At 68.0% G+C, this 15,864-nt stretch carries 11 protein-coding genes, 1 pseudogene and 1 riboswitch; of the genes and pseudogenes, 7 read left to right on the forward strand and 5 right to left on the reverse strand.

What is annotated here, in order from left to right; genetic code table 11:
• The first annotated feature begins 37 nt into the window (after window positions 1-37).
• Complete coding sequence (locus AC1UKG_RS20005; RefSeq protein WP_018743441.1) at window positions 38-2,521, forward strand: DNA topoisomerase IV subunit A; 2,484 nt, start codon at window positions 38-40, stop codon at window positions 2,519-2,521.
• A gap of 1 nt (window position 2,522) precedes the next feature.
• Here the strand turns inward: AC1UKG_RS20005 and AC1UKG_RS20010 are convergent.
• Window positions 2,523-2,782: pseudogene (locus tag AC1UKG_RS20010) on the reverse strand (spore coat protein); the annotation flags it as partial.
• 686 nt (window positions 2,783-3,468) lie between these two features.
• Window positions 3,469-3,602: riboswitch (cyclic di-AMP (ydaO/yuaA leader) on the forward strand.
• Window positions 3,603-3,826: 224 nt separating this feature from the next.
• Between AC1UKG_RS20010 and AC1UKG_RS20015 the strand changes: the two are divergent.
• Window positions 3,827-4,663, forward strand: a complete 837-nt coding sequence (locus AC1UKG_RS20015; RefSeq protein WP_482642952.1) for a C39 family peptidase — start codon at window positions 3,827-3,829, stop codon at window positions 4,661-4,663.
• Between the two features lie 69 nt (window positions 4,664-4,732).
• Here the strand turns inward: AC1UKG_RS20015 and AC1UKG_RS20020 are convergent, their stop codons facing one another.
• From AC1UKG_RS20020 to AC1UKG_RS20035, 4 genes are all read right to left on the reverse strand, one after another.
• Window positions 4,733-6,427 (reverse strand): CDP-glycerol glycerophosphotransferase family protein, encoded by a 1,695-nt coding sequence (locus AC1UKG_RS20020; RefSeq protein WP_482642951.1) that lies wholly within the window; start codon window positions 6,425-6,427, stop codon window positions 4,733-4,735.
• Window positions 6,417-7,964, reverse strand: a complete 1,548-nt coding sequence (locus tag AC1UKG_RS20025; RefSeq protein ID WP_018743445.1) for a bifunctional cytidylyltransferase/SDR family oxidoreductase — start codon at window positions 7,962-7,964, stop codon at window positions 6,417-6,419. Before AC1UKG_RS20025 ends, AC1UKG_RS20020 begins: the two co-directional genes overlap by 11 nt.
• Window positions 7,965-8,110: 146 nt before the next feature.
• Window positions 8,111-8,926, reverse strand: a complete 816-nt coding sequence (locus tag AC1UKG_RS20030; RefSeq protein ID WP_018743446.1) for an ABC transporter ATP-binding protein — start codon at window positions 8,924-8,926, stop codon at window positions 8,111-8,113.
• Window positions 8,919-9,818, reverse strand: coding sequence for an ABC transporter permease (locus AC1UKG_RS20035; protein WP_018743447.1), 900 nt, complete (start codon window positions 9,816-9,818; stop codon window positions 8,919-8,921). The genes AC1UKG_RS20030 and AC1UKG_RS20035 overlap by 8 nt, the downstream gene beginning before the upstream one ends.
• Window positions 9,819-9,974: 156 nt before the next feature.
• Here AC1UKG_RS20035 and AC1UKG_RS20040 point away from each other — a divergent pair, with 156 nt between their 5' ends.
• From AC1UKG_RS20040 to istB, 5 genes are all read left to right on the forward strand, one after another.
• Window positions 9,975-10,646 carry a TetR/AcrR family transcriptional regulator gene (locus tag AC1UKG_RS20040; RefSeq protein WP_018743448.1) on the forward strand — a complete coding sequence of 224 codons (672 nt, stop codon included), beginning with the start codon at window positions 9,975-9,977 and terminating at the stop codon, window positions 10,644-10,646.
• A gap of 98 nt (window positions 10,647-10,744) precedes the next feature.
• Complete coding sequence (locus AC1UKG_RS20045) at window positions 10,745-11,854, forward strand: DegT/DnrJ/EryC1/StrS aminotransferase family protein (protein WP_026271277.1); 1,110 nt, start codon at window positions 10,745-10,747, stop codon at window positions 11,852-11,854.
• Complete coding sequence (locus tag AC1UKG_RS20050) at window positions 11,851-12,885, forward strand: Gfo/Idh/MocA family protein (protein ID WP_018743450.1); 1,035 nt, start codon at window positions 11,851-11,853, stop codon at window positions 12,883-12,885. Before AC1UKG_RS20045 ends, AC1UKG_RS20050 begins: the two co-directional genes overlap by 4 nt.
• A 347-nt stretch (window positions 12,886-13,232) precedes the next feature.
• The gene (gene istA / locus AC1UKG_RS20055; protein ID WP_026271760.1) at window positions 13,233-14,513 is read left to right on the forward strand and encodes an IS21 family transposase; all 1,281 of its coding nucleotides are present in this window, start codon (window positions 13,233-13,235) and stop codon (window positions 14,511-14,513) included.
• The gene (istB, locus tag AC1UKG_RS20060) at window positions 14,514-15,308 is read left to right on the forward strand and encodes an IS21-like element helper ATPase IstB (RefSeq protein ID WP_482642336.1); all 795 of its coding nucleotides are present in this window, start codon (window positions 14,514-14,516) and stop codon (window positions 15,306-15,308) included. It abuts the gene before it with no gap.
• Window positions 15,309-15,864: the final 556 nt, after the last annotated feature.

The raw sequence follows: 15,864 nt of genomic DNA on the forward strand, positions 1-15,864 counted from the left end.
CACGAGCACGGAAACAGTCCGAGGGGAAAGCTGAGTCATGGCACGCCGCAAGGGCCCGAAGGTCGACCTGTCCGCGTTCGACCAGGCGGGCGCTCGGGTTTTCGACAATCCGCTGGTCACCGAGGTCTCCGACTCCTACCTGGAGTACGCCTTCTCGGTCATCCACTCCCGCGCCCTGCCAGATGCCCGAGACGGGCTCAAGCCGGTGCACCGGCGCATCCTCTGGTCGATGTACGAGTCCGGCCACCGCCCGGACCGGGGGCACGTCAAGTCCGCCCGTGTGGTCGGCGACGTGATGGGCAAGTACCACCCCCACAGCGACGTGGCGATCTATGACGCGTTGGTCCGGCTGGCGCAGGACTTCTCCCTGAACGCACCCCTGATCGACGGGCACGGCAACTTCGGCAGCCCCGACGACGGGCCGGCCGCGGCCCGCTACACCGAGGCCCGGATGTCGCGGGAGGCGATGCTGCTCGTCGGTGAGCTGGGCGAGGAGACGGTCGACCTGGGGCCGAACTACGACGGTTCGTTGACCCAGCCCACCGTGCTGCCGGCCGCCTTCCCGAACCTGCTGGTCAACGGTGCCTCGGGGATCGCGGTCGGGATGGCGACCAACATGATCCCGCACAACCTGGGTGAGGTGGTCTCCGCCGCCCGCTGGCTGATCAACCACCCGGACGCGACGCTGGACAAGCTGATGGAGTTCGTGCCGGGGCCGGACCTGCCGACCGGTGGGCTGCTGCTCGGCCTGGACGAGGTACGGCGGGCCTACGAGACCGGCCGCGGCGTGGTGCGGATGCGCGCCAAGGTGGAGATCGGCCCGATCGAGGGCAGCCGCGGCCGGCAGGCGATCACCGTCGTCGAACTGCCCTACGGCATCGGCGCCGAGAAGGTCATCGCCGCCGTCACCAACGAGGTCACGAAGACCAAGCGGCTCACCGGGATCGCCGACGTCAAGGACCTCACCGACCGGGAGAACGGCACCCGGCTGGTCATCGAGTGCAAGGTCGGGGTGAATCCACAGGTCCTTCTCGCCGACCTCTACCGGCTGACCCCGCTGGAGCAGTCGTTCGGCGTCAACAACCTGGTGCTGGTGGACGGGCAGCCGCAGACCCTGGGGCTGAAGGCCCTACTGGAGGTCTTCCTGGCCCACCGGTACGAGGTGGTGACCCGACGCAGCGCATACCGGAAGCGTCGGCGGGAGGAACGGCTACACCTGGTGGATGGGCTGCTGGTCGCGCTGCTCGACATCGACCAGGTGGTCACGCTGATTCGGGGCAGCGAGGACGCGCAGGCCGCGAAGGACGCTCTCATGCGGCGCTTCGGGCTCTCCGAGATCCAGGCGACCTACATCCTCGACACACCGCTGCGCCGGCTCACCAAGTACGACCGGTTGGAGTTGGAGGCCGAGCAGGAGAAGCTGCGCGGCGAGATCGCCGAGCTGTCCCGGCTCCTGGACGACCCGAAGATCCTGCGGAAGGTCGTCTCCGGCGAACTGGGCGCGGTGGTGAAGCAGTTCGCCGCGCCGCGCCGCACCACCCTGGTGGACGGGGATCTGAAGGAGGTGCTCGCCGCGTCGGTGCCGGCCGGCCCACTGGAGGTCGCCGACGACCCCTGCCAGGTGATTCTCTCCTCAACCGGGCTGGTCGCCCGGACCGCCGCCGAGTCGGAGGAGGCGGTCGAGGGGCATCGCCGGCATGGCCGGGTCCGGCACGACGCGGTACGCGCCGTCGCCCACTCCACGGCCCGCGGCAAAGTTCTGCTGGTCACCAGCGGCGGCCGGGCATTCAAGGTGGACGTGCTGCCGCTGCCGGTGCTCCCCGAGCAGTCCGGCACGGTCTCCCTGCGCGGTGGGATGTCCGCGGCCGAGTTGGTGCCGCTGGCACCGGGGGAGACGGTGGTGGGGATCGCGCCGCTGGGCGCGTCCGCGGAGGGGTCGCCAGGGCTGGCTCTCGGCACCCGACAGGGCATGGTGAAGGTCGCCGCTCCGGATTGGCCGGTGCGCGCCGACGAGTTCGAAGTGATCAGCCTCCGGGATGGGGACGAGGTGGTCGGGGCGACCTGGCTGACCGACGGAGCTGAGAGCCTCGCCTTCGTCACCTCGGAGGCGTCGCTGCTGCGCTACCCGGCGGGGTCGGTCCGTCCGCAGGGACTGCGTGGCGGTGGCGTCGCCGGAATCAGCCTCCCCGATGCCGCACGGGTGGTGTACTTCGGCGCGGTCCGCACCGACGATCCCGCCCACGGTGAGCCGATGGTGGTCACCTCGACCGGCGCCACGGTGAAGGTGACACCGTTCGCGGCCTATCCGGCGAAGGGGCGGGCGACCAGCGGCGTACGTTCCCAGCGTTTCCTCAAGGGGGATACCGAGGTGGCCGTCGCCTGGGTCGGTCCGCGCCCGGTTGGTGCGACGGTGAATGGTGAGCCGGTGGAACTGCCCGCGGCTGATCCGCGTCGCGACGGCAGCGGCTTCGCTGTGCTGCTCGGCCCCGCCGTGATCGGCCATCAGATCGACCGCGACTGACCTACCGCTGGCCGCCGGGGACGGGCGTTGCGACAAGTGCTTGGACGCTCCTGCCGGCGGCTGACCTGACCCGGTCAGCACCAGCCACGCGGGCCTGTCCTCGTTCTTCCACCAACGGCCAGGCACAGCGGCGAGTTCGGCCCGGTGTTCTGCGGAGGTGAGCAGCTTGCCCAGGGTCCGGACGGCGTTGGTGCGGGCGGAGTTCCCGGCCGGTCCGGTGACGGTCAGCGCGGTCAGCTCGCCGAGCCCGGCCGCGATGCCCTCGGATCACTCGCCTGGGTCACCAGGTCGCCGGCCCGCACATCGGCGACCACCTGTAGGGACGACTCCGTCGACACCACTTGGCGTGTTTGGCCATCAATGTTCCGTTCATAGCGTCGAACGACCCGGACCCCCATCGGCGGACCACCTTGTTTCAGACGGTGTGCTGGTCTCGCAGGAGTTCAGGGCGCTCGGTAAGCCGGATGCAACCGTCCCCCCGGTAGTAGTGGGCTCCCGGCGCCGACCGGATCGGTGCCGCCCCGATGGGGTCGCCCGGCTGCCGCGGTGCGCGACAGCACCGTCGCTGCCGGGGTTCTCAGTTTCTCGATGGCTTCCTGCGGAGTGTCCAGTGGCGGGATTCGGGGCGAAGCTACAGCCGGCACTGTTGTAGCTTGCTGCCTGAACGTAGTCGATTTCTATGAGGCTGCTCATAGTCCGGTCGAACCGGTCAAGCAGCGCAGACTGTTCGATTAACCAAGCGTGTCGGTAGCAAATTTCGGCGAGCCGTCCCGTTCCTGGTCAGGCGTACCGTGACCGCCTACCGTCCCATTGGTTCAGGGCCGGGAGCGCTGTCCGAAAATTTTGCCATGATCGATGTTTTAGCAGGTCAGGGTGGGTTGGCGGGGGTGTGGTTGGCCAGTAGTGTCGGCGCGTCCGGTGCGGTTGACGATCGCAAAAGGCGACGCCGTGCCGACCCGCTCAATTGCCGACAGGCAAACCGGGGACCCGTTCTATCTGGGGTGAATCCGCGAGTTTGCGGTAGGGCGAACTTCCCGTCCGAATCCGTCAGCTAACCCGGTCAGCGGTATTGGAAGGAGTCCCGTTTCCGTGCAGCGTTATTTCGCCCAGCGGGCGTTCCGCCGCCTCCACGGCGCTGCGGGGTCCGCGTCCGTCCGGCCCGCCGCCGGGCGCTGATCTATCCCGCATAGCCCGGCACTGAGGCCGGGCGTAGTCCCCCCGTGGCCACCGGCGCGCGAATTCCGGCTTCGTGCGGCCATCTCTGCTGCCCGCCAACGGCGCGGTGCGCCACAGCCCCGACCGCCTGTGGAGGATCCCGTGAAACATCGCCTTAAACGACAGCTCCGCCGTCTGACCACGGAGCGCCCATACCAGCTGGCCGCCGCCTCGGCTGCCGTGCTCGTGGTGACCACTGGTGCCGGCGCCCTCGCCGTCGGCAGCGACGAGGGCTCCACCTCGCCGCAGCCGGCTTCCGCCGTCTCCGCGGCCGGCGACGTCGCCGACCCGAGCCCCGAGGCGGTCGCGGTCAACGCCGCGCCGTCGAGTGCCGCGCCGTCGAGTGCTGAGTCGTTCAGTGCCGCACCGTCGAGCGCGGCGGACCCGGACCTGACCAAGGAGGCGGCACCGGAGCCACCGACTTCCAAGGTGCTGGAGTACGACTACCAGGCGCAGATCAACTTCTACTACTGCGGCCCGGCTGCCGTCCGGAACGCCCTCAGCGCCACCGGCATCGAGCGGACACAGAACGAACTCGCTGGCCCGCTCGGTACCGACCAGTTCGGCACCGACTCGGCCGAGGACACCACGCGGGTGCTCAACGCCGAGGTGGAGGGCGCGCCCTACCAGACTCGGATGATCTCCGGCGGCTCGGCCACCCCGGCGCAGATGGACCAGCTCCAGGCCGACGTGGTCGAGGCCATCACTGATGACCGGAGCGTGGTGGTGAACGTCGCCGGTTCCGCCACCGACACCGCCGGGGGGTGGCACTCCTTCCCGGGCGGCCACTACGTCGCCGTGGTCGGATACGACGATGATGGTCGTCTGGTGCAGATCGCTGACTCGGCGAACCCCGCCACCAGCTCTTACTGGATGACCACGATCGCCCTGGCGGACTGGGCCGCGACGCGCGGCTACTCCGCCTGACCGACAGTTTTGTCGCCCGGGCGTCGGTCCCCACCACGGGGACCGACGCCCGTCGTCGTATCTGCGCGGTCAGCCGGTGGGGGAGACCGCCGTCCCGGCGGCGCGTGGCGTCGGAACGCCGCCGCCGGAATCGAGTTCCCGCCGAGCGGCGGCGAGGAAGCCCTCGGCGTACGACTCGGCGGGGAAGTCACCGAGGTAGCGGGTCCGGGTGGCCCACCGGGTCTCGGCCAGCGGGTCGTCCCCGAGGAGCCGGTCCAGCACCTCGCCGCTGTTGGACATGTCGTGCCGCAGCACATAGCCGGAGGCGGCGAGCGGGAAGTCCGCCGGGAACCGGTCGCGCAGGTCCAGCATGTCCGTCACCGCGTACGGCTTGCCGGAGTAGAGGTAGTCGGAGATGACCCCCGACACGTCGGAGACGAGCGCGTCGGAGCGGTTGACGCAGTCGGTCAGGGTCAGCTCACGGCTGGCCGCTGCCCCGAAGACGTGGCCCCGTCCGGTCCGCCCACGGTCGGCGGCGAGTAGCTCGTGGAGCCGGGCCAGCTGTCGGGCCGAGGTTGGGTTCTGCGTGGTGTAGGGATGGGCTCGCAGGATCACCGTCGCACCCCGGGCAAGCAGGTCCCGCAGCACTGTCTCGGCCGCCGGCAGCGAGCAGTAGTTGGCGTCCGCGTGATGCCCGGTCCAGGTCGGGGTGTAGAGGACGGTCGGCGCGGCGGCGGTCACCGCCCCACGGCGTACCTCGATCCCCTCCACCTGAGGGCGGCCAACCAGGACGAACTTCTCCGCCGGTAGGTGCACGCCGGCCCGGGCGTACCGGTCGACCGCCGCCTGACCTGCGACGAAGATCCGGTCGAAGATCCCCGACATCGGGTTGGCGCTGGGGGCCTTGTCACTGTCGCCGTGGTGTAGCTGCACGTGGGTGAGCTGGGTGAAGCGGACGCAGTGGCCGTTCTTCGCGCCGTGGTTGACGTAGAAGGCGACCCGCAGGCTCGGCACGAGCGCCTCGTCCATCGCGGGCAGCGTGGGGCAGTACGCGACCGGGGCATCAGTGGCCGCCGCGACGGTCGGCAGCAACTCCGGCTCGCGCAGCATGACCAGGAACGGCCGACCGAGCCGCTTTAGGTACGGCAGCCACATCGTCACCTGGTACTCGGAGCCGGGGGGCGCGGAGAAGTACAGCAGGAACTCGGGCCGGTGCCGGCGCAGCGCCCGGCCCACCGGTCCCCCCTCGGCGGCCGGACGGAAACGCCGTCGGGCCAGGTCCAGCGCCCCCGCGCCGGCGGCCGAAGCGACCAGCAGGGCGGCGGCCAGCGCCACCCAGGCCGGCAGGGGCACCGCGGCCGCGCTGGCGACCACGGCGAGCAGCACGAGCAGGACGGTCGGCAGTTCGGCGGCGAGCACGGGCGACCAGTCGCGTACCGGCAGGTTCGCGGTGCGGATCTCCCGGTCGGCTGCGGTCCGCAGCGGTCCGACCAGTAGGACCAGCCCGAGTAGGATCAGCGCCGTCGCGGCCAGCGCGGGGTCGAAGCCGGTGTCGAGGCGACGGGCGTACCCGATCAGGACCCCCGCCGCGAGCAGCGTGGTCTCGGCCACGCTGTCGGCCTGCGGTCGAACCCGCCGTTGCCAGCCGGTGGCCGCGAGCGCGGCGACTGCCAGTCCGAGACCCCAGCCGGTCGCACCGGTCAAGGCGAGCACGACGAAGGCCAGCACGGCCAGGCCGGCGGAGAGGCCCTGGGCGATCAGCTTCCGGACCAGGTCACCGCGCACCGTGGCCCGCCTCCGTCGGCTCCGCACGGTGGCCGGCCTCCGTCGGCTCCGCGGGGTGCTCCTCGCGCTCCCGCCCGACCTGCACCGGCAGGACAGCCGGCAACTCCGTCTCTTCGTCGTCTGCACGGCGGACGTCGATCACCTGACCGGTGAGCCCGGAGAGCAGCACGTCCAGCGAGGCCCGGGCCACCGCCGCCGCGGTGAGTAGGGTGTGCGCCGGTTCTGGGCCGAACGCCCGAGTACGCATCGGCGTGGCGGTGCGCTCCGGGTTGACGCAGTTGACCCGGACGTCGGCCTCGGCCCACTCGTCGGCGAGGGCCTGGGTGAGGTTCACCAGCGCTGCCTTGGTGGCCGAGTACAGCGCGTACCGGGCTCGGCCCCGCGTATACGAGCTGGAGGTGTACAGCAGCAGCTGACCCTGGGTTCGTCGAAGGTACGGTAGGGCCGCGCGGGCTACCGTCACCGGGCCGACGAAGTTCACCTGGAGCAGTTGGTCGACGGTGCCGGCGTCCATGTCGGCGAGCATGCCCTTCTCCAACAGCCCGGCGGTGACGACCACATGGTCGATCCGGCCGGTTGCGGCGAAGGCGGTCTGGAGTGCGGCCGCTACGTCCTCGGCTCGCTCCACGTGGGTGCCGGTGCTCGAGCGGCTGACCGGGAAGACCCGGGCGCCGTAGCGCCGAGCCAGCTCGGTCAGCTCCTGGCCGATGCCGTGGCTGCCGCCGAAGACGACGATCGTGCGGCCGGCCAGCTCCTCGGTGTAGGCCCGGTGGTCGGCCAGCCGGTGCGCCTTGGCAGCGGCGAGCTGGAACAGCTTGTCCGCCAGGTGCACGTCCAGCGGGTGGGTGACCTTGATGTTCTCGTCGGTGCCGTCGATCACCTTGATCGGCGTGGCGGGTAGATAGCGCAGCACCACGCCGCAGTCGTCGGTCGCGGCGAAGTCTGGGTCACCCGCCGCTTCCTGGTATGCCGCCCGGATGGTGCCGGAGCGGAACGCCTGGGGGGTCTGGCCCCGGCGTAGTCGGGAGCGGACTGGGATGTCGGTGATGCAGTCGTCCTCGTCCACCTGGATGATCGTGTCCGCAGACGGGATGGCCACGTCAACCGCCGAGTATGTCCAGAGCGCGTTCACGCACTCCCGGATGATTCGCCCGCTGATCAGTGGACGTACCGCGTCGTGGAAGAGGATGTTGCAGTCGCCGGGACCGATCACGTCCAGCGCGAGGCGGGTGGTGGCGTTGCGGGTCTGCCCGCCCTCGACGATGGCCGAGACCTTACCGAATCCAGCCCGCCGAACGATCCGTTCGACATCCGGGATGTGCCCGGCCGCCATCAGCACGATGATCTCGTCAATCTCGGGCGCGGACTCGAAGACGGCGAGGGTGTGCTCGATGATTGGTTTGCCGGCGACCTTGAGTAGCTGTTTGGGGATGCCGAGGCCGAGCCGGGTGCCGGTACCACCGGCCAGGATCACCGCGACGGTCCGGGTGGGCCGCCATGGGCAGTGGTCCGGCGCGGTGGCTGGATGCTGGGTCATGCGGGCCCTCACTGCGGTTACGGACTTCGTCTGGGATTTGTGGTATCGCCTACCCCGGTCGGGGTTGGGAGATCACCCTCCCGGGCTCGGTGACCTGTGTGGCCCGGAAGGTGCGACCCCGGTCCCTGCCGGTGGCGTGGGGCGGCCTACTTGGTGTTTGTGAACTCCTCGTACTGCGCGACGACCTCGCTAGTCGGCCCGTCCGCGCGAATCACGCCGGATTCCAGCCAGATGGTCCGCTCACAGGTTTCGCGGATCGTGCCGATCTGGTGGCTGACGAGGAAGACTGTTCCGGCACCCTCGCGCAGTTCGCGGACGCGCTGCTCGCTGCGTCGGCGGAACCGCCGGTCGCCGGTCGCGAGCGCCTCGTCGATGAGCAGTACGTCGTGGGTCTTCGCAGAAGATATCGCGAAGCGTAGGCGGGCCGACATTCCGGAGGAATACGTGCGCATCGGCAGCGAGGCGAAGTCACCCCGCTCGTTGATGCCGGAGAATTCGATTACTTCGGGCGTCTTCGCGCGCACCTCTTCCGGGGAGAAGCCCATAGCCAGCAGACCGAGAGCTACGTTCCGTTCACCGGAGAGATCGTTGAGTAGGGCGGCATTGACTCCGAGTAGGGAGGGCTGCCCTTGGGCGTAGACGCCGCCCTTGTTGACCGGCAGCAGCCCGGCGATCGTGCGCAGCAGTGTGGACTTGCCCGAACCGTTACTGCCAATGAGGCCGATCGCCTCCCCACGGTATGCGGTGAAGGTGACGCCCTTGACCGCGTGTACCTCACGCAAGGTGGGGGATGGTGTCCGCTTGATCATTCGCCGTAGGGCACCAGCCGCCGAGGTGCCGCCGGCTGGGCCGGCGCCATGAACTCGGTAGATTACGTGCGCATCATCGACGACGACAGTGGGGATACGCCGCCCATCGGTTGTGGTGGTGGTCGAGCGGTCGACGGTTACGGTGTTAGCCACGGCCGTACTCCATTTCGCCACGCCAGAAGTAGATGAAGCCCGCTGTGCCAATCACGACGGCCCAGGCGACGGCCATGATCCAGAGCTGTGGCGCCGGCGAGCTGAGGGGGGAGCCCTCCAGCAGCGCGTGCCGGACCAACTCGATGTAGACCAGTAGGGGGTTTGCATGCACGATGTCGACCAACACCGGGTGGGGCAGGTTTTCGGCGAACCGGTCGACGCTGTAGAGCACGCCCGAACCATACATCCAGGTGCGCAGGATGAACGGCATTAGCTGTTTGAGGTCGGTAACTTTGGCACCCACCCGTGCCATTCCCATTGCCAGGCCGGCATTGAAGATCGATTGGAGGGCCACCGCGGGTATCACCAACAGCCATTCAAGTGTGATCGGCTCGCCGGTGACGATCACGATGCCGACCAACACCACCATTGCGGTGATCAGATGTTGGAGCTGGGTCAGCATTACCGCCAGCGGAAGGCACCCGCGGGGGAAGTGTAACGCTCGTACCAGGCCGAGGTTTCCGCTAATTGCCTGCACGCCGCCGGAGGCGGTGCTGGATGTGAAGTTGAAGACGAATAGCCCAACACAGAGGTACGCGATGAAGTTGTTGATGCCGTCCCGTGTTCCGAGGATGATCCCGAAGATGAAGAAGTAGACGGCCGCGTTGGTCAGTGGGGTTAGCACCTGCCAGACCCGCCCGAGGCGGGCAGTGCTAAACGAAGCTACCAGCTTCGCGGTCGCGTAGGCCGAGACGAAGTGTCGGTAGGACCACAGCTGCCGCATGTACGCGGTCAGCCTGGGCCTGTCCCCGGCGAAGCTCAGGCCGTACCGCGCGGCGAGCTGTGTCTGCGTCAGTTCTGAGTCGGGGTCTGCCACCGCTGTGTGGCGCATGGGTAGGCGCTCCGATCTTCTGGATGTATGCGGGGCGGGCGCGACAAGCGGACGGCTGGCCGAAGTTGGTGGACGGCCCACCCCATCGCTGGACGCAAAGTAGTGCAAGGCTACGCCGCGACGCAACCGTTCCGTCCCTGCGCTACATTGTTCCACGTGGCGACCGAGAGGAAGCGCGCTCCCGCCGGTGCGGCGGTGCTTCGCGACGACATCACCGCGACCATCCGCGATGCTGTCATGCAGGAGCTCGCGGTGGTCGGCTATGCGCGGATGTCGATCGAGGCTGTGGCGCGACGGGCCGGGGTGAGTAAGTCCGCGGTCTACCGGCGTTGGAGTTCGAAGCTGGATCTGGTGTTGGAGATCGTCGAGTCCGTTGCTGGGCAGCGTGTCCAGCTTCCCGACACCGGCAGTCTGCTCGGTGACCTCCGGTTGGCTTGCATGGTCATATGCCGTGCCCTGCGTCACCCGCTGGCGTCTCAGATCATCCCGGACCTGCTGGCGGAGGCGGCGCGCAACCCGCAGATCGGCCAGACGTTGCAGGAGGCGCTGCGCACCTACCAGGAGGTGATGGGTGAGCGTCTGATCAGCCGGGCCGTCGTCCGGGGTGAGCTGCCGGCGGGCGTTGACTACTCGTTCGCCACGGACCTGATCGTCGGGCCGGTGTACTGGCGGCTTGCCGTCGCCCGGACGCCGTTGGAACCCGACGAGGTGTTGCGCCTAACCGAGGGCATCGTTGGTGCTCTGCGGGCCGTCGGCCAGTCCTCCGTCTCCATTCAGAGGGAGGCGTCAATGCAGAGGGAGGCGTCAGTGATCCCTCAGCAACCGTGAGTTTTCCCGGTTGCCCCCGGTGGGCACCGCACGTCCCAACCAACTTCGTACCGGTTAACATCGCGACCGGACGAGCTCCAACCGACAGGAGGAAGCCCATGCCCGGGCCTAATGCAGAGTTCATCCCACCAGCCAGACCAATGATTGGCGAGGCCGAGATCGAGGCGGCGGTTCGGGTGCTGCGCAGCGGCATGGTCGTTCAAGGGCCTGAGGTGGCGTCCTTTGAGCAGGAGTTCGGCGAACTTGTCGCCGGCCGACACTGCGTGGCGGTTAATTCCGGCACATCGGCCCTCCAGCTTGTTCTTATGGCTCTCGGGTTCGGCCCAGGAGACGAGGTCATCGTGCCTTCGTTTTCCTTTGCGGCGTCCGCCAATGCTGTCCGCCTGGTCGGTGCGACGCCGGTCTTCGTAGATATCGAGCCCGGCAGCTTCTGCCTGGACCCCTCGGGCGTCGAGGCGGCGATCACCCCGCGTTCGGTGGCCATCATGCCGGTTCACCTGTATGGGCATCCAGCCGCCATGGACCGCGTTATGGCGATCGCCGAGCGGCACGGGCTAGCTGTTGTTGAGGACGCGGCCCAGGCGCACGGCGCTACTCTCGGCGGTACGCCAGTAGGAGCCTTCGGTACCGCCGGCTGTTTCAGCTTCTACCCAACCAAGAACATGCACTCTCTTGAGGGTGGGATGATCAGCACCGGCGATGCCGACCTCGCCCGTACCCTGCGGCTACTCCGCAACCAGGGCATGGAGCAGCGGTATGCTAACGAGATCGTCGGCGCGAACATGCGGATGACCGACGTGGCTGCGGCGATTGGTCGGGTGCAGTTGCGTCAGCTGGCGGAGTGGACGACGCAACGTCGTGCAAACGCAAAGTTCCTCGATTCGCAGATCTCCAGCATGGTTACTCCACCAGTAGCCGATAGTGCGATGCACGTCTACCACCAGTACACTGTCCGGGTTCGGGGCGACCGGGATCAAGCCCAGAAGCGGCTGAATGAGCTAGGCATTGGAAACGCCGTCTATTATCCCACGCCTATTCACCGGTTGGCGCCGTTCCTGAACGAGGATGGCGAGCCCGGCCCGTGGGACCTGCCGGAAACCGAACGGGCAGCGGCTGAGGTAATTTCGTTGCCGGTGCACCCGTCGCTGAGTCAGGACGACCTCGAGCGGATCGCCGAGGGCGCGAATCTCGCCGGAGGGGCCCGATGAGCGGTAGGCAGCTACGTGCCGGCCTGATCGGTCTGGGTGCGATGGGGCGCAACCACGCCCGGGTGCTCTCTGGCCTGGACGGTGTGGAACTGGTTGGTATTGTCGACCCTGCCGGGGAACCTGCCGTCCCGTTCCGCGCGCCGGTATTCCCCACTATGGACGAGTTACTCGCCCTCGGCATCGACTATGCGGTGGTCGCGTGCCCTACCGCGCTACACGAGCAGATCGGGTCGGAGCTAGCCCGCAACGGCGTCAGTGCTTTGATCGAGAAGCCGTTGGCCCAATCGATCGAGGCGTCGGTCCGGCTGGTAGAGGCCTTTGAATCTGCGGGGTTGGTCGCCGGTGTTGGTCACATTGAGCGGTACAACCCCGCCCTGCAGAGCCTGCGACTCCGGCTGGAGGCCGGAGAGCTGGGCGAGGTCTACCAGGTGGTGACTCGGAGGCAGGGCCCGTTCCCACACCGGATCGCCGATGTCGGCGTGGTGATGGACCTGGCCACCCATGACATTGACCTTACGGGTTGGGTGACCGGTCGGGAATACAGCTCAGTCTCGGCTCGGACGGTTTCTCGCAGCGGCCGGTTGCACGAGGACATGGTTTCGGCGGTCGGGCAGCTATCCGATGGCACAATGGTCAGCCACCTGGTCAACTGGCTGAGCCCGCTCAAGGAACGCTCCACCGTGATCACCGGCGACCGGGGCTGCTATGTCGCCGATACGCTGACCGCCGACCTCACCTTCTACGCTAACGCGGCGATTGACATGGAGTGGGAGGCGCTGCGGACTTTCCGCGGCGTCGCAACTGGCGACATGATTCGTTATGCCATCCCGAAGCGGGAGCCGTTGCTCGTCGAGCACGAGCGCTTCCGGGACGCCGTGGAGGGTAAGGACAGCGATATCGTCACTTTGCGGCAGGGCCTGCGCACCGTCCAGGTCGCCGCTGCGTTGCTCGAGTCGGCGTCCGCGGGGACAACCGTCTCGGTTGCACCGTTGGACGGCACGAATCCGCTGTCATCCGTGGTCACGTCCTGACCGTCGTTCGACGAGCAGGACAGCGGACAACACCTGATTGTGCGCCGCGCCAGACCCGCGGCCGGGCCGTTGTTTCGTCCATAGAACTGGGTACAGGGTGACCCGTTGGTGCAGGAACAGCATGCTCGGTTGCGGGGCCGGCTGGGACGTCACACTGTTCGGCGTCCCCGTTGGGGATAGCGCGGCTGGTCGAGTGGAACTGGGTGGTTGCGGCTGATCCGTCTACCTCGTCCGCTCGACCCGCCCACTCCCTAATGCCTCCGCTGTACCTGGTGAACCCTGTCGACGACGCGCTGAGACTGACCCTCTAGCGGCGGATTGGGACTGACCCCTCCGAGGCTGGAGGGGTGATCGCATTGGAAGACTGGGCTGAGGTCCGTCGGTTGCATCGGGCTGAGGGTGTTCCGATCAAGGAGATTGCGCGTCGGTTGGGTTTGGCGCGTAACACGGTCCGTTCGGCGCTTCGGGCCGAGGCGCCGCCGTCGCGTGAGCGCGGCCCTCGCGGTTCGTGTGTGGATGGGGTCGAGCCGCAGGTCCGGGCGTTGCTCGCGGAGTTCCCGCGGATGCCGGCGACGGTGATCGCTGAGCGGATCGGGTGGACGAAGTCGCTGACGATCCTCAAGGACCGGGTTCGGGAGCTGCGTCCGTTGTTCGTTCCGCCGGACCCGACCGACCGAGTGGAGTACGACCCGGGTGAGGTCGCCCAGTGTGATCTGTGGTTCCCACCTCAGCCGATCCCGGTTGGTGGCGGGGCTGAGCGGATCCTGCCGGTGCTCGCGATGACCTGCGGGTACTCGCGGGTCACGGACGCGGTCATGATTCCCAGTCGCAAGGCCGGAGACATCCTGGCGGGGATGTGGGAGATCGTGGCCGGGTGGGGTGCCTGTCCACGGACCTTGGTCTGGGATCGGGAGGCCGCGATCGGTGGCACCGGGAAGCTCACGACGGAGGCGGCGGCGTTCGCCGGGACGATCGGGGTGCGTATTCGCCTGGCCCCGCCCAGGGATCCGGAGTTCAAGGGGTTGGTCGAGCGGCGCAACGGGTTCTTCGAGACCTCGTTCCTGCCTGGGCGTGTGTTCACCTCGCCGTTCGACTTCAACGTCCAGATCAGCGACTGGCTCGTGCAGCGCGCGAACACGCGCGTCCTGCGCGCGATCGGCTTGACGACGCCCACGGCTAGGTGGGCGGCGGACCGGGCCGCGATGGTGGCTCTGCCGCCGGTGGCGCCGGCGATCGGGCTCACGCATCGGGTGCGGCTGGGGCGGGACTACTACGTGCGTATCGACGGCAACGACTACTCCGTGGACCCTCGGTGCATCGGCAGGTTCATCGACGTGCTCGCCACCCCCGCCCGGATGGTCGCCTCGTGCGCCGGGCAGGTCGTGGCTGATCACGACCGTGACTGGGGCCATGCCCGCACGATCACCGATCCCGAGCATCAGGCCACCGCCCGGCTGCTGCGCCAGGACTTGGCTGCCCGCCGGCGGCAGGCCTCGACTCGTTCGCACGCTGATGGACACGTCGTGGCGATCCGTGCCCTGCCGGACTACGACGCCCTGTTCGGCGTGGACTTCGACCCCCGCCCCGACGTCGAGGCGGTCCAGAAAAGCGCAGCCGGAGGAAAGTAGATGACCACGACAACGAAGACCAGACCGGCGCCGGACGGGCTGAGATCCAAGCTCGCCTACCTCACCAGAGTCCTCAAGACGCCCACGATCGGGCGGACCTGGGAGACCTTGGCCGACCAGGCCAGACAGGCGAACTGGTCGCACGAGGAGTACCTCGCCGCCGTGTTGGAACGGCAAGTCGCCGACCGCGAGTCCGCCGGCACGACGATGCGGATCCGCACCGCGCACTTCCCGGCGATCAAGACCCTGGAAGACTTCAACCTCGACCACCTGCCGAGCCTCCGCAAGGACGTACTCGCGCACCTGGCCACGGCGACATTCATCCCGAAGGCGGAGAACGTGATCCTGCTCGGCCCGCCCGGCCTGGGCAAGACCCACCTGGCCATCGGGCTCGGGATCAAGGCCACCCAGTCCGGCTACTCGGTCCTGTTCGACACCGCGACGAACTGGATCGACCGCCTCGCCCGCGCCCACCACCGCGGCGCCCTGGAAGCCGAGCTGAAGAAGATCCGCCGCTACAAGCTCATCATCGTCGACGAAGTCGGCTACATCCCCTTCGACACCGACGCAGCAAACCTGTTCTTCCAACTCGTCGCATCTCGCTACGAGGCCGGCTCCATCCTCGTCACCTCGAACCTGCCGTTCGGGCGGTGGGGCGAGGTCTTCGGCGACGAAGTCGTCGCCGCCGCGATGATCGACCGCCTCGTGCACCACGCCGAGGTCCTCACCCTCGCAGGCGAGTCCTACCGCACCAGAGCCCGCCGAGAACTCCTCGCGAAGGACCGCAACAAGTAGCACGAAACGACCTCCAGGGGGTCAATCCCAAAACGTCGATAGGGGGTCAGTTCCAATCCGCCGTTGACAAACCCCGGAGCCTTGGCTGGTAATGGGCTGTTTTAGCGCGGGATTCGTGGCGAATCCGGCGTCCGTGGCGATGCCAGCTGCGGCGGGGGCAGGGCGTCGCCCCTAGCCGTAGGGGGCAGATACCCCGTACGGCCGACCAGCGGGCACCGGCTGAGTGTGGCGAAATGAAACATCGGAGCCCGGGATCACCGGGCCACCCCTAACCGGCACGACTCGTCGCTGCTACGCGAGACGTCGCGCAGTGCATCCGCCAACTGTGACACCACTGACCGCAGCAGGTCACCGCCCACCTCAACGCTGGCTACGACAGTGGTCGAGCGCACGCGATCGTGTCACGATCCGTCAACTCATCCAACGAGCCCGCACGCTTTGTCGCTGGGACACCCGGCGGGCAACTCGCCGCTCAGGTGAACGCCTGTTGCCGGTCGCTCTGGATCACGGATCTGCACCCGTCATCCGGCCTGCGTTCGGGCCCACCTGAGCCGCC

The organism is Salinispora sp. CH2A1_6 (assembly GCF_056820975.1).

What these genes read in the sequence shown, in the direction of transcription:
- AC1UKG_RS20005 (WP_018743441.1), top strand. Translation starts at nt 38, where the DNA reads ATGGCACGCCGCAAGGGCCCGAAGGTCGACCTGTCCGCGTTCGACCAG.
- AC1UKG_RS20025 (WP_018743445.1), bottom strand. Translation starts at nt 7,964, where the DNA reads ATGACCCAGCATCCAGCCACCGCGCCGGACCACTGCCCATGGCGGCCC.
- AC1UKG_RS20045 (WP_026271277.1), top strand. Translation starts at nt 10,745, where the DNA reads ATGCCCGGGCCTAATGCAGAGTTCATCCCACCAGCCAGACCAATGATT.
- AC1UKG_RS20035 (WP_018743447.1), bottom strand. Translation starts at nt 9,818, where the DNA reads ATGCGCCACACAGCGGTGGCAGACCCCGACTCAGAACTGACGCAGACA.
- istB (WP_482642336.1), top strand. Translation starts at nt 14,514, where the DNA reads ATGACCACGACAACGAAGACCAGACCGGCGCCGGACGGGCTGAGATCC.
- AC1UKG_RS20050 (WP_018743450.1), top strand. Translation starts at nt 11,851, where the DNA reads ATGAGCGGTAGGCAGCTACGTGCCGGCCTGATCGGTCTGGGTGCGATG.